Origin of the sequence: Psychromonas algicola, assembly GCF_004378355.1 — a bacterium.
Lineage (GTDB): Bacteria > Pseudomonadota > Gammaproteobacteria > Enterobacterales > Psychromonadaceae > Psychromonas.
This window is the reverse complement of the sequence record NZ_SNUB01000010.1, coordinates 1-12,306: the sequence shown is the minus strand read 5'-3', so window position 1 is coordinate 12,306 and position 12,306 is coordinate 1. Positions and strand designations below refer to the sequence as shown.

Here is a 12,306-nt window from a genome sequence, read left to right as displayed (position 1 = left end):
TTTGTGCGCAGTCTACCTATTTATTAAGCAATGGTAAATCTGCATTATGGTTAACAAGCTTAGATTTAAGTGGTTCCATATTAGTTAACTGATTGATACTATTTACTATCACTTGATATAAAGAGAAAGATTATGGCATTTAGAATAGTGTCTAGTGCGACTTATTTACCTGAGTCTAGGATCACTGCGGCGCAATTAGATGATCGACTTAACCTTAAACATGGCACCTGTTTTAAACGTTATGGTGTTGAGTATCGTCATTTTGCGTCTGATAAAGAAACGGCTGTTTTTATGGGCTGTGAAGCGATAAAAAAATCGTTAACAGAAGCAAAGTTAGGACTAAGTGATATTGATTTATTAATCAGTGCAAGCGCTACTAGTCATCAAGTTTTACCTTATAATGCGGCGAGTTTATTAGCTGAGCTCGATGACCCTCATCATATCGCTAGTATGGATATTAATAGCAGTTGCTTATCCTTTTTATCTGCATTAGAAATGGCTCACTGTGCTATTTCAAGCGGACGTTATCAACGTATTTTGATCGTTTCTAGTGAAGTCTCTCGTGTTGGGATCACTTACGATAATCCTGAAATATCTTCGCTATTTGCAGATGGTGCTGCAGCCTTTATTTTAGAAGCTGATAATGATTCTTTGGGGCTTATTTCAAGCTCTTTTAAAACTTACCCTAAAGGATATGAACATTGCCAAATTCGTTCGGGCGGTAGTTTTTTGCACCCATCAAAAACAGATATGGAAACTTTCTTAGCTGGCAGTTATTTTACTATGGATGGCAAAAAGGTATTCAAACAAGTGGCTTCTTTAATTGCAGGTTTTGTCGAAGAGGGGTTAGATAAAGCTAAAGTGAATAAAAGCGATATCCGATATATAGTGCCACATCAAGCCAGCCATTTAGGGCTTAAACATATTGAAACACGATTAGGCTTTGATAATAGTCATATGGTTAATATTATCGCAACCATGGGGAATCAAATAGCAGCATCAACCCCCATCGCCTTAGATTATTTATTAAAAAATCACGATCTTAAAAAACAAGATAAAATCATGTTACTAGGCACTGGCGCAGGACTTTCTTTAGGGATGGCGGTATTGTCACTTTGAAAAAATTACTGATCACTGGTGGAACGGGCATGTTAGGTCAAGCGCTGATCCGTTTGTACCATCTACAATATGAAATCCATTTTATTGGAAGAGACCAAGCTTTAGGTGATAAAATAGCTCAGCGGTACCAAGCTGTTTTTCATCCAATTGATTTATCTAATTCTAACTCATTAAAAAGTTTAGATCTTGCTTGTTCTGATGCTTATGCAGTTGTGCATTGTGCTGCGTTATCAAGTCCTTGGGGGAAAGAATCTGACTTTATCTCTGCAAATGTAAAGGGGACTGAACATATTCTATTAGCGGCAGAAAAAGCTAAGGTACCGCGTTTTGTTCATATCTCAACACCAAGCTTATATTTTGATTTTAAAAGCCAAATAAACATTAAAGAATCATCGCCTTTGCCGCCTTCTTTTTGTAATGAATACGCAACAACCAAAGCACAAGCAGAAAAATTGGTATTAAGTAGTAATTTGCATAGTTTTATTTTAAGGCCACGTGGACTTTTTGGTCCTCAAGATCGAGCTATTGCGCCTAGGTTATTAGGTTTTATAAAAAACAAAAATCTATTGCTACCGTCATCGAGAGATCCGCTCGTTGATTTAACCTATGTGGATAATGTCGCCGATGCGATTATATTGGCAGTTGAGTCGGATTGTGAAAGTGGCAATATATTTAATATTAGCAACGGGCAACCCGGACATATCAAATCATTACTGACAGACTTACTAAGTGAATTAGCGCCTAATACTCAAATCAAAGGGTTAAATTATAAATGGGTTAGGATTCTGGTAAAATGGAATCAATGGATTCATCAATATTTATTGAATCATAAAGAACCTAGGTTAACCAATTACAGTGCTGCTTTACTGCATTATGATCAGACCTTAGATATTTCAAAAGCGCAGGAAATATTGGATTATCAACCTAAAGTTAGCATTAAGGAAGGGATAAAACGTTATGCAAACTGGCATAAAAATCCGACTATTTAAAGCTGGTTTTTGCACGCATCCTGGGTTTATTGTGTTACCGGGCAGCGGTATTAAACCTAAAAAATTTCCTGCAGGCATTGCTTTGATTGAACATCCTAAAGCAGGCTACGTTTTATTTGATACTGGCTACCATCCTGATTTTCATAAAAGCACAAGAAGCTTTCCTGAACGTTTTTATGCCATGGTTACACCTTGCCATTTAGATCATGGTGAAAATATTGCTGAGCAATTACAAACATTAGATATTCATCACTCTGCCATTAAACATTTACTGTTGTCGCATTTTCATGCGGATCATATTGCAGGATTAGTTGATTTTCCTGATGCAACTATTCACTGCCATCAAGCAGGTTTAGATTATATCAACACAGCTAATCGCATTAATCGCGTAAGAAAAGGGTACCTAAAAAACCTTGTTCCAGAAAAAGCTAATCAACAGTTTTCATTTTTTGATTCCTTCACTATCGATATCGCGAATATACTGGATTTAAAAGAACAAATAGGTTTATATGCGCAGGACTGGTTTCATGATCAATCACTCTACGTCGTAAATTTACCCGGTCATGCTGCAGGACATATAGGACTTTTAATTCGTCTTGAAAATAGTTTTGTCTTTTTGCTCGCCGATGCCTGCTGGTTAAAAGACAGTTTAGCCAAGCATATTGACCAACATTGGATAGCTAATATTTTAAGTGATGATCACCATGCCTATAAAGACACATTACAAAAACTAAGACGTTGTTATGAACTGTGCGATGATTCAGTTAAGTTTGTTCCCTCTCATTGTGAAGAAACGATTGCTAATTTAATGGCTAAAGGCTGGATGAGCTAATGGATAAAACGTTAGAAAAGCTAAGGATCTTATTTTATTTTTTGCAAACTAAATGCCGTCGATTTTCATCTCGAGAACAACTAAATAAATGGCAGGAGAAACAAGTTAAGCGCCATTTGCAATGGGTTTGTGAGCATTCTCCTTTTTATAAAGACTATAAAAACAAACCATTAAGTGAATTTCCAATCATGAATAAAAAAATCATGATGGAAAAATTCAACCAACTTAATACCGCTCAATTAGATAAAGATGAACTGTTCAAATTGGCTTTAACAGCAGAAGAAACAAGGCAGTTTGACCAATCTATCATTAACAATATCGCCGTTGGTTTATCAACGGGTACATCGGGACAACGAGGTTTATTTTTAGCATCGAAAAAAGAACGTAGTATTTGGGCTGGGACTATTTTTGCGAAACTACTGCCAAGTCTCAAACAAAAGCATCGTATTGCTTTATTGCTAAGAGCTGATAGCCCTTTATACCAAACCGCTAATAAAGGGCGTATTCAATTTCATTATGCCGATATCACTCAACCTGTTGAACAATGGTTAGCGTCATTGGTGGAGTTTAATCCAACTCTTATTATTGGTAGTGCACAAGCGATCCACCTTTGTGCTCAACATCATCAAGGCTTAGCGCCGAACACAATAATTTCTGCTGCTGAAGTATTAACAGAAGAAGATAGCGCTTTCATTTCCCAGGCATTCAATCAACCGGTGAAACAAGTTTATCAATGCACGGAAGGTTTTTTAGCCTGTAGTGATACCAACAACGTAATGCGTTGGAATGAAGATACGGTTTATATCGAGCATTATTGGTTAAACGAAGAGAAAACTCATTTCTCTCCTATCATTACTGATTTTCGACGTAAAACGCAGCCAATTATTCGTTATTTACTCGATGACATCATTGAAGTGGGAAATGAAGAAGGACTGTATGAATCGATCAAAAGTATCAGTGGTCGGTGCGGAGATATGTTGCGCTTAACCTATGAAAATAAAACGGTAAGTGTATTACCTGATTTAATTTATCGCACCGTAAGTTATATCAGTGAGCAATTAATTGATTACAAGATCACTCAGGTGGCATCTAACTCCATTGAAATAGAAACCGATCAATTTCCTGTTGAAATAAAAGAAGCGTTATCAAAGCTGTTAAGTAAGCAGGGGATTGAAAAAACCTTGTTTATTACAAAACCGGCACCTGTCTGGGATTTAAATAGTAAAAGAAGACGTGTTGTGAATCTCTACGGAACGTCGCAGGTTGAAGCGCATGGACATTAAAAAAGCTTATCAGCAGCAAATACAAGCTGAGTGGGGACATCTCGCTGACTATTGGTATCCTTTAGTTGAAACGAATTGTTTAGCTAAAAACGCTATGATTAAAGTGAAAGCCTTTAATTTCAATTACCTTGTATGGAAAAATAAACAAGGTGAGGTAAGCGTTTTTTTGGATACTTGTTGCCATAAACAAGCGCCATTAAGTCAAGGTCGATTATTGCAAAATCAATTAAGCTGTCCTTATCATGGCTGGCAATTTGATCATCAAGGAGACTGTTCCAATATTCCTTATAGTACTGAGCCATCAGATTGCGATAAAAAATCCCTTGTGAAGCTTGGTTCCAAAAATAGCGGCGGTATTATTTGGTTTTTCCCTGGTGATCAGGCGCTTGAGAACAATGAAAAAGATAAACCAACTTATCACGATTGGCAGACGTTAACTGGCGATATTGTTAAAACAGAAGAGTTTGACTGCGACGAACAAGCATTGATAGAAAATTTTATGGACTCGCCGCATACCAATTTTATTCATTCAGGTTTGATCCGAAAACCTAAACAACTTAAAACCCGAGAGATAGCCATTTATTTAGATGCGCAGCAAAAATTAATGGTAGATCATTTACCAAGTGATGAAACATTAGGGCCTTTTAATTGGTTTATTAATCCAAGTAAAAATCCAACACATCATCAAGACATGTTTATTGCACCTTCACAGGTTGATATCCAATATCAATTTGAAAAGGATAAAACTAACTTTAGAACTCAAATTATAATGTGTCCTATTGATCACAATAAAACGCGAGCATTTTTTAAAATAAGTTGTCAATTTCGCTTATTTAATCCTTTGATTCGCCTCGGTCTTAAACTGTTTTTACCGCTAGTGTTGAAGCAAGATAAGAATATAGTTGCTTTACAGTTTAACAACCCGTCAAAACTATCCCAGTTCAAAGGCGATTTTATTGACTATGACCTTTATAGCTATCAAGTAAAACTATTACGTGAACAAGCAAAAACGAAACAACCAAGCCTTGGTTTAATTTCATCGGTCCATCGCACATCATTAAAGCTTTAATTTTATGAAGAACTTTTTTTCTACCATTATTTACTCTGCCGCCAATGAAGATCCAAGTTCAGAGCTGGCGGCTTTAAAGTTAACGCCTAATGACACTGTGTTAACTATCACAGGAAGTGGTGCAAGAGCCTTGGATCTATTGATTGCTAACCCTAAAAAAGTAATCAGTATTGATATGAACGACAAGCAAAATTTCCTATTATCATTAAAATGCAGTGCTTATAAAAATCTGAGTTACCCTGAATTTCAGCAATTCTTAGGTATTACCACTTACGATGACCGGTTATCAATTTATCAGAAACTAAGATCAGATTTAAACGAAAGAGCTAAAAATTATTGGGATCAAGAGGCTGATAAAATTAAATCTGGCATCTTATATTGTGGAGTATGGGAAACCTACCTATTAAAGTTGTCATGCTTAACCCGATTTAGAACTAAAGTGGTTAAACAACTGTTTGATGCAGAAACAATTGAACAGCAAAAAACTATTTTCGATAAAAAATGGAATGGTTTTTTCTGGAAACAGTTTATCAAACTCTTGAATGTACGTTGGATCTGGAAGGTTTTACTCAAAGAACCAGGAATTGATTTAATTGATTCTAATTTACATATTGGTCGTTATCTTCATGAGCGATTAGCGCATGTAATAAGCCATCAAAAAGCGAAAAATAATCCATTTTTGAATTTAATTATTTTTGGTAAATACACTGAAGATTGCTTGCCGTTACATTTACAAGAAAGACATTTTAGTATGATTAAGGAGCGACTTGATATTCTTGAAATAGTGACAATGCCAATTGATAGTTATTTGAATCGTAATAAAAACGCAATAGATGCTTTTTCAATTTCTGATTTCTCCTCCTACGCGAACCAAACTCAATATCAATCTATTTGGCGTTCAATTATGTTTGCTGCTAAGGATTCTGCGCGTATTTGTGAACGCTTTTTTCTAGTCAATTACTTCCCTGAAAATATTGATGGAGTAAATATTGTCAGAGATAAAACACTAGAAAATAAGCTTTTTCATGAGGATCACTCATTTATTTACTCCTTTAATTGCGCAACTATTAAACATCTTCATTCATAAATCGAATCTCCATTTTATTTTAAGAAACTGACTGATAGATTCTTTAATGTACTTTTTGAAGATCTTTAATTGAAGTTGACTCGTATTAGTTTTAGTAAATAAAATTTCTATGTGTTTGTGCTTATTAAGGAGATCGTTATCAATTTAAAACATGTTGACTTCAATGAAATCAAAGCAATGCCAGATCGAAAGCGTGCCATGTTTATTAACAGTTTGTCAGGCTTTAAAAGCGCTAACTTGATTGCAACTCAAAACAAACAAGCGCAAACCAATCTTGCTATGTTTAGTTCTGTTGTTCATTTAGGGGCGTCACCTGCTTTAGTGGGATTTATTATGCGACCTGATAACGATCAAAGACATACGCTAAATAATATAATTGAAACTGGCTATTACTCAATTAATCAAGTTTCTTGTGAATTTTATAGGCAAGCACATCAAACATCTGCTCGTTATTCAAAACACCAAAGTGAATTTGAAGAAACGAATTTATCTCCTTTTTATATAGATGGGTTTAATGTTCCCTTTGTAAAAGAAAGTCAGCTTAAATATGCGGTAAAACTTCAACAAATTATGCCAATTTCTTTAAATAATACGCAATTTATTATTGGTGAAATTGTACATGTTATGTGTGAAGAAGAAGCAATGAAAAGTGATGGCTATATTGACATTGAAGCATTAGAAACAGTCAGTGTTTCTGGTTTGGATGGTTATCATCGAACTCAATCTTTAACGCGTTTAAATTATGCTAAACCTAACGTTGAGCTAAAGAACTATTCATTTAGTGACGATAGAGGGATTAATAATGAGTGAGGTTTTACAGCAACAGGTTAATAGCGAACAGCTGATTATTTTTTATGACGGAAAATGTCCATTATGTAGTTTAGAAATGCAAAAGCTGAAACGTCATGACTCACACAATAAAATCAACTTAATAGACTTGCATCAAGCAGATTTTAAGACAAATTTTCCAGATATTAATGTCGATAAAGCCCTCGCGATTTTACATGGAACCTTCCAAGGAAAGCGTTTATTAGGTTTGGATGTAACGCATCGAGCTTGGACTTTAGTCGGTAAAGGGTGGTTAGTTGCGCCATTACAATGGCCAGTGATAAAGCAGCTCTCTCATTTATGTTATTTAGTGTTAGCCAAGTATCGTTATCCTATTTCTTCTTTTATTGCTAAATGTTTCGGCATCAAAGCCAACTATTGTGAACAAGGAACTTGCTATGTTAAGTCAAACAACCAGTCAAACGACAAAGATAATCATCGGAGCCAATAGCGATATAGCAAAGGCGTTAGCTTTACAAGTGGTTGAAGAAGAGCAATCTCAGTTGATCGTGATAACGAGAGATATCAGTTTTTATCAACAAGCCGTATTTGAAAAATGTCAGATCATTGCCGTTGATGATTATCAAGAAAGAACCATAAGCCTAGTGGTAAAAGATATTGAGAGTAATAATCAAACAGCTATATCAGCAGTATTTTTGTGCCATGGTTTATTACATAATGCTCATATTACACCGGAAAAACGCTTACAGGAATTTTCAGAGCAGGCTTTTTTAGAAGTGATGAAAGCGAATGCGATGACGCCTATATTATGGCTAAAACATTTAACGCCACTATTAAAGAGTAAAGTCGACTGTAAAGTGATCATTTTTACAGCTCGTGTTGGCAGCATTAGTGATAATGAAATTGGTGGTTGGTACAGCTATAGAACGTCGAAAGCAGCGGCTAATATGTTAATTAAATCTGCGGCGATTGAATTTAAACGATCAGCTAAAAACATTAAGCTTATTTCATTTCATCCAGGTACCACTGATACGCCGTTATCTAAACCGTTTCAAAAAAATGTCCCTGCTCATAAGTTATTTACGAGTGAGTTTGTTGCCTCTCAACTTTTACAAATAGTTAATAAAACAGCTGTTGATGGTGAAGCTAGTTTTTTAGATTGGCAAGGTAAATCAATTCCTTGGTAAATAACATCCTTATCTATTTCATTGTTTTTAATAAAAAAGATAAGGATAAAGAGCCAAAAATAAGTGGATTGTTAAGAAAATAGTTGTTGCTCTAAGGATAAGCCTTTGCTTATTTGGCGATACTCTAATCCATGCTGCTGCAGAGTTTGAATCAGTTTAATATCAAAGTCAGCTGCCAGTAGCAGATTGTATTTTAAAATAAATTCTTGCTTGTTAATATTTTCAACCTTAGTCATTCCTTGTAGCTCACTCAGTAGCGCTAGGGTTGATGTTGTTGAGTTTTCAAGTAATAAAGTTAAGGTTTGCTGGCTCTGTTGTGCTTGTTTACCGATAACCTGTTGCGATAGTTCGCCATGATCAAGCAATAAGACGCTAGAGCAAAGTCGTTCCAGCTCATCTAAATTATGTGAGCTAATAATAAAACTAGTTTCACCAGATAAGTTCATAACAAGTTGTCTAATACTACGTGCATTAGCAGGATCTAAGCCTGCTGTCGGCTCATCTAATAAAACAAGCTTAGGCGTACCAATTAGTGCTTGAGCAATGGAAACTCGTTTGCTCATACCGTGGCTTAATGTTGATGGCCTTTGGTTAACGACATCAAGCAAATCCACACATTCTAATACCCTTAAACATTCATTCTTTGCTTGTTGGTTATTAAAGCCTTGTAGCTTGGCATACATCTCAAGTTGCGTTTTAATAGTAAAGTTAGGATCTAGTTGGGCATCCTGCGGCAAAGCTCCTACTTTTCCAAATAATTGGCTACTTCCTGGTTTTTCGCCAAATACAGTGACATTTCCTGAAGTAGGATAAAGATAATTACATAAAATGCTAAATAAAGTCGTTTTCCCTGCACCGTTAGGGCCTACTAAAGCGGTTATTTCACCTGCTTGTATTTCAAAGCTTATATCCTTTAAAACCTGTTTGTTGCCGAAGTATTTATTAAGTTGTTGGCAACTAATTAATGTACTCATAGTGACTTCCTTACTAGTACTTGTTGCGTTAAGAATAAATAGCCAATGGTTTGAATCAAAGGAATTAACAATGAAGAAAGTTGAAAATCAGCTAATTGTAATGTATCGGTTAACTGTACACCGGGTAACGCGTAAAGTAGATAGTCAGCAGGTTCAATATAGGTTGCGATATACCCAATCAAACTTGATATTACCGGGACGATTATAAACGCGATTAAGAGGCTTATTTTTGATGATTGAAAATGTGCATTTAGTAGTGACATCAATGCAATATAAGGTAAACATAATAGTATTAAGTTAAATAGTATTAATATGAGCTGAGGAATTGAGTTCACTATTTGAGTGGCATCGCGATTTATTCCCATTAGAAAAGTTGCTAATATAGATAAAAAAATCAGTATTGTAACGATTAACGTTTTACCAAGGAAGCGGCCAAGTAGCAATTGACTACGTGTACTTCGTAATAATAAAAAACGAACAGTGCCACGTTTGATATCTGAAGCGATTTGATCTGAAGAGATTAAAATAGCAATAAATGGAAAGATAAAAACACTAATAATCCAATAAACAGCTAATTCGGAATAGGGCCATTGTAATAGGTAATCTAATTGAACCTCACCAAACCACGAAGAAATTTGATCACGTAATAGAGGATCTCGCAGTAATTGAACTGATTCATAGATTAAAAAATCTAAAATGAAAAACCAGACAATAGCCAATGAGGCAACTAAAAATAGACCTCGTTTAGTGAAAAATAATCGTGTTAATTCAAACTGGGCAAATAACCATACTGGGATGAGATTGCTGTGTTGATTTTTTGCTTGCATAGCAAACCTTTGAAAAGTTGAATAAATATAATTTCAATCATAGCACTTTTAAGGATAATGCATTTGACATTATGCGTTAAGCTCCTTTGGTCACAATCTGCTTAACAGTTAAATCAAAGTGAACTAGTTAATCTATTCATTGACTCAATACACTGTTATTAATTTATATAAAGTTGAAACTACATTTAACTTCTTTAATTAACGAATCAAAAAGTATTAGAACATGGTATTAATGATGTGATAGTTTGTTCTAATATAAATTTATAGATGCAAAGGAATAAAGCGTGAGTGATGTTAAATTAGGTAAATATCCACAAATATATAAAACTAGCGATTACAAAGTAACTATGTTACGTATAGGTGATGCGGACGATAAAACATTCTTAATTAAAGTTGATGGTGTAGATAATGACTTTGATGGTCAAATTTATTTCCATGAAACAAAGTGTCATGATACTCGCTGTAGTAGCTATGTAATGGAAACTAAAGAAATACCTGGAAAAGCTAAATGGTGGACAATTCAAAGCACAAGTTCATGGAGTGATTTTGATAATCTAACTTTATTTGCACCTGGTATTGATCAACGCGCTAACTTAACAAAATCAGACCGACCTGACGATTTTGATGCAAATGCTTTTTATCAAGAATATTTAGCGCAAAAAACAATGCGATAGTATTTGTTACCTAAGTTCAATTAAGGAATATTATGACAGTTTCAAAAAAATACGCTGCGGATTTAAATTTCAACGATGCCATTGAGCAAAGTATTTTAGCCGCACAAGAATCTGGTTATAAAGATATTAGTGTTACTACCGAGAATGGTACGATCGTTGGTGAATATGTACAAAAAACTAACGAAGTCTTAATTTTAAAAGAAGAGACAGGTATTACTCATAGTAAAACTGGTAAAGAAAAAGTAGAACTCTCATTTATTAAACTAGACACTATTATTGCTATTTCAGTGTATATATTGGAATAGGGCGTCTCCTATTAAGATACCGCCATGCAATTGTGTTAATTAATATTAAATCCCTTGATTTATAATCTAAGGGATTTAATTGTTAACATCAGTTTTCCTACAAAACCTGATGTCATGGAATGGATAAAATAAGTTTTATCTTTTCGTCGCACATATGTTTAATTATTCTTTATCAAAACTATCTACAACAATTGCTCCCATTGATGCAGCATAGTGATCACAATAATTCGCTTTATCGCAACAAAAGGGTCTTCTGCGAAGGGAAGTTTATCTAAACAAAAAAGTACCAATGCAACCACCAAGGCTGTCATTAAGTAAGCAATGACAATACGTGAAACAAAAACCACTTTTCGTGATTTAATTTCTTTTTGAAAAACACTTTGATAAGTATAAACAGTCAAAAATACTACTGAAAGAGTAAGTAGCATTAATAAGTTTTGTACGGGTAAGGTTTCTCCTAAGCGCCAAGCTTCTTCAGAAAAAGAAATGGGCACTGCAAGCGCAAAAGCACCGACGAATATCTGGCTAGCATCTTCAAAGTTAAAACTTAATTTCATCTTATTCCTATTTTTAAGCATTTATCGTTTTATGCTTTTTATGAAGATAACATTCTACAGTAAATATTAGAGAGTGAGGCTAAATAAACACTTAGTTGATAACTTCTTCGGTTTAACCGGTAGCTATAATATTGCATGACTGGTTGGCAATATAAATCTACTTAAAATGTGTGTTTTGTTTGGTTTTAAGAAATATTTAATATTATTTATAGGGAAGCCAAAAATTATTCATTTTTTGGACTATCATTATTTTTACTAATTTATTTATATCAGTTTTATGGTTAATAATATGACTGCTATTCTCAAAAAAAGGATTTAATAATATGTCAGATAAATGGAAACTCTATAAAGATTCTCGAAACAAATGGTGTTGGTATAAAACGGCTAAAAGTGGTCGTATGTTAGGTGCATCTACACAGAACTTTGAAACAGAAGAAGAGTGTGAAGCTGATGCAAAAGCAAATGGTATGACAGACGACTCTATTAGAGAATAGACCCTGTAAATAATTCTGTGTAATTACCATTTTTACAGATGTTTTTTCAAGCGGTCTTCAAACTCTATTATAAACCGATTCATGGCAGCTCTCCAACTATGGATCGGTTTTGACCATTTC

At 34.6% G+C, this 12,306-nt stretch carries 14 protein-coding genes and 1 pseudogene; 12 read left to right on the top strand and 3 right to left on the bottom strand.

The features are described from left to right. The first annotated feature begins 132 nt into the window (after window positions 1-132). The 9 genes from E2R67_RS06945 (at window position 133) to E2R67_RS06905 (ending at window position 8,355) form a co-directional block, all read left to right on the top strand. Entirely contained in the window at window positions 133-1,119 is a 987-nt protein-coding gene (locus E2R67_RS06945) for a 3-oxoacyl-[acyl-carrier-protein] synthase III C-terminal domain-containing protein (RefSeq protein WP_134290208.1), read from the top strand. Continuing rightward, a complete protein-coding gene (locus tag E2R67_RS06940) occupies window positions 1,116-2,108 on the top strand; it encodes an NAD-dependent epimerase/dehydratase family protein (protein ID WP_208379482.1) in 993 nt (330 codons plus the stop codon). The genes E2R67_RS06945 and E2R67_RS06940 overlap by 4 nt, the downstream gene beginning before the upstream one ends. Next, window positions 2,077-2,940 carry an MBL fold metallo-hydrolase gene (locus E2R67_RS06935; RefSeq protein ID WP_134290207.1) on the top strand — a complete coding sequence of 288 codons (864 nt, stop codon included), beginning with the start codon at window positions 2,077-2,079 and terminating at the stop codon, window positions 2,938-2,940. The genes E2R67_RS06940 and E2R67_RS06935 overlap by 32 nt, the downstream gene beginning before the upstream one ends. Further along, complete coding sequence (locus tag E2R67_RS06930) at window positions 2,940-4,223, top strand: F390 synthetase-related protein (protein ID WP_134290206.1); 1,284 nt, start codon at window positions 2,940-2,942, stop codon at window positions 4,221-4,223. The genes E2R67_RS06935 and E2R67_RS06930 overlap by 1 nt, the downstream gene beginning before the upstream one ends. Then, window positions 4,213-5,292 (top strand): Rieske 2Fe-2S domain-containing protein, encoded by a 1,080-nt coding sequence (locus E2R67_RS06925; RefSeq protein ID WP_134290205.1) that lies wholly within the window; start codon window positions 4,213-4,215, stop codon window positions 5,290-5,292. Before E2R67_RS06930 ends, E2R67_RS06925 begins: the two co-directional genes overlap by 11 nt. A 4-nt stretch (window positions 5,293-5,296) precedes the next feature. Beyond that, window positions 5,297-6,379 (top strand): DUF3419 family protein, encoded by a 1,083-nt coding sequence (locus tag E2R67_RS06920; RefSeq protein ID WP_134290204.1) that lies wholly within the window; start codon window positions 5,297-5,299, stop codon window positions 6,377-6,379. A gap of 177 nt (window positions 6,380-6,556) precedes the next feature. Then, window positions 6,557-7,189: a flavin reductase family protein gene (locus tag E2R67_RS06915; protein ID WP_134290203.1), complete on the top strand. Its 633-nt coding sequence runs from the start codon at window positions 6,557-6,559 to the stop codon at window positions 7,187-7,189. Continuing rightward, a complete protein-coding gene (locus E2R67_RS06910; protein ID WP_134290202.1) occupies window positions 7,182-7,658 on the top strand; it encodes a thiol-disulfide oxidoreductase DCC family protein in 477 nt (158 codons plus the stop codon). Before E2R67_RS06915 ends, E2R67_RS06910 begins: the two co-directional genes overlap by 8 nt. Further along, the gene (locus E2R67_RS06905; RefSeq protein ID WP_134290201.1) at window positions 7,606-8,355 is read left to right on the top strand and encodes an SDR family NAD(P)-dependent oxidoreductase; all 750 of its coding nucleotides are present in this window, start codon (window positions 7,606-7,608) and stop codon (window positions 8,353-8,355) included. Before E2R67_RS06910 ends, E2R67_RS06905 begins: the two co-directional genes overlap by 53 nt. Before the next feature lie 71 nt (window positions 8,356-8,426). Here E2R67_RS06905 and E2R67_RS06900 read toward each other — a convergent pair whose 3' ends face one another. Together E2R67_RS06900 and E2R67_RS06895 are read right to left on the bottom strand one after the other, a co-directional pair. Continuing rightward, on the bottom strand, window positions 8,427-9,329 hold the full coding sequence (locus tag E2R67_RS06900; RefSeq protein WP_134290200.1) for an ABC transporter ATP-binding protein: 903 nt from the start codon (window positions 9,327-9,329) through the stop codon (window positions 8,427-8,429). Next, complete coding sequence (locus tag E2R67_RS06895) at window positions 9,326-10,183, bottom strand: ABC transporter permease subunit (RefSeq protein WP_445177032.1); 858 nt, start codon at window positions 10,181-10,183, stop codon at window positions 9,326-9,328. Before E2R67_RS06895 ends, E2R67_RS06900 begins: the two co-directional genes overlap by 4 nt. A 257-nt stretch (window positions 10,184-10,440) precedes the next feature. Between E2R67_RS06895 and E2R67_RS06890 the strand changes: the two genes are divergently transcribed. Both E2R67_RS06890 and E2R67_RS06885 read left to right on the top strand, forming a co-directional pair. Continuing rightward, entirely contained in the window at window positions 10,441-10,830 is a 390-nt protein-coding gene (locus E2R67_RS06890; RefSeq protein ID WP_134290198.1) for a hypothetical protein, read from the top strand. A 32-nt stretch (window positions 10,831-10,862) separates the two neighbouring features. Continuing rightward, window positions 10,863-11,135 (top strand): hypothetical protein, encoded by a 273-nt coding sequence (locus tag E2R67_RS06885; RefSeq protein ID WP_134290197.1) that lies wholly within the window; start codon window positions 10,863-10,865, stop codon window positions 11,133-11,135. Between the two features lie 162 nt (window positions 11,136-11,297). On the opposite strand, the pseudogene E2R67_RS06880 reads toward E2R67_RS06885, so the two are convergent. Then, a pseudogene (locus tag E2R67_RS06880) lies at window positions 11,298-11,692 on the bottom strand (DUF2391 family protein). Between the two features lie 323 nt (window positions 11,693-12,015). On the opposite strand from E2R67_RS06880, the gene E2R67_RS06875 reads away from it, so the two are divergent. Further along, entirely contained in the window at window positions 12,016-12,186 is a 171-nt protein-coding gene (locus tag E2R67_RS06875; RefSeq protein ID WP_134290196.1) for a DUF1508 domain-containing protein, read from the top strand. The last annotated feature ends 120 nt before the right edge of the window (window positions 12,187-12,306 follow it).

What these genes read in the sequence shown, in the direction of transcription:
- E2R67_RS06945 (WP_134290208.1), top strand. Translation starts at nt 133, where the DNA reads ATGGCATTTAGAATAGTGTCTAGTGCGACTTATTTACCTGAGTCTAGG.
- E2R67_RS06935 (WP_134290207.1), top strand. Translation starts at nt 2,077, where the DNA reads ATGCAAACTGGCATAAAAATCCGACTATTTAAAGCTGGTTTTTGCACG.
- E2R67_RS06930 (WP_134290206.1), top strand. Translation starts at nt 2,940, where the DNA reads ATGGATAAAACGTTAGAAAAGCTAAGGATCTTATTTTATTTTTTGCAA.
- E2R67_RS06925 (WP_134290205.1), top strand. Translation starts at nt 4,213, where the DNA reads ATGGACATTAAAAAAGCTTATCAGCAGCAAATACAAGCTGAGTGGGGA.
- E2R67_RS06920 (WP_134290204.1), top strand. Translation starts at nt 5,297, where the DNA reads ATGAAGAACTTTTTTTCTACCATTATTTACTCTGCCGCCAATGAAGAT.
- E2R67_RS06915 (WP_134290203.1), top strand. Translation starts at nt 6,557, where the DNA reads ATGCCAGATCGAAAGCGTGCCATGTTTATTAACAGTTTGTCAGGCTTT.
- E2R67_RS06910 (WP_134290202.1), top strand. Translation starts at nt 7,182, where the DNA reads ATGAGTGAGGTTTTACAGCAACAGGTTAATAGCGAACAGCTGATTATT.
- E2R67_RS06905 (WP_134290201.1), top strand. Translation starts at nt 7,606, where the DNA reads ATGTTAAGTCAAACAACCAGTCAAACGACAAAGATAATCATCGGAGCC.
- E2R67_RS06900 (WP_134290200.1), bottom strand. Translation starts at nt 9,329, where the DNA reads ATGAGTACATTAATTAGTTGCCAACAACTTAATAAATACTTCGGCAAC.
- E2R67_RS06885 (WP_134290197.1), top strand. Translation starts at nt 10,863, where the DNA reads ATGACAGTTTCAAAAAAATACGCTGCGGATTTAAATTTCAACGATGCC.
- E2R67_RS06875 (WP_134290196.1), top strand. Translation starts at nt 12,016, where the DNA reads ATGTCAGATAAATGGAAACTCTATAAAGATTCTCGAAACAAATGGTGT.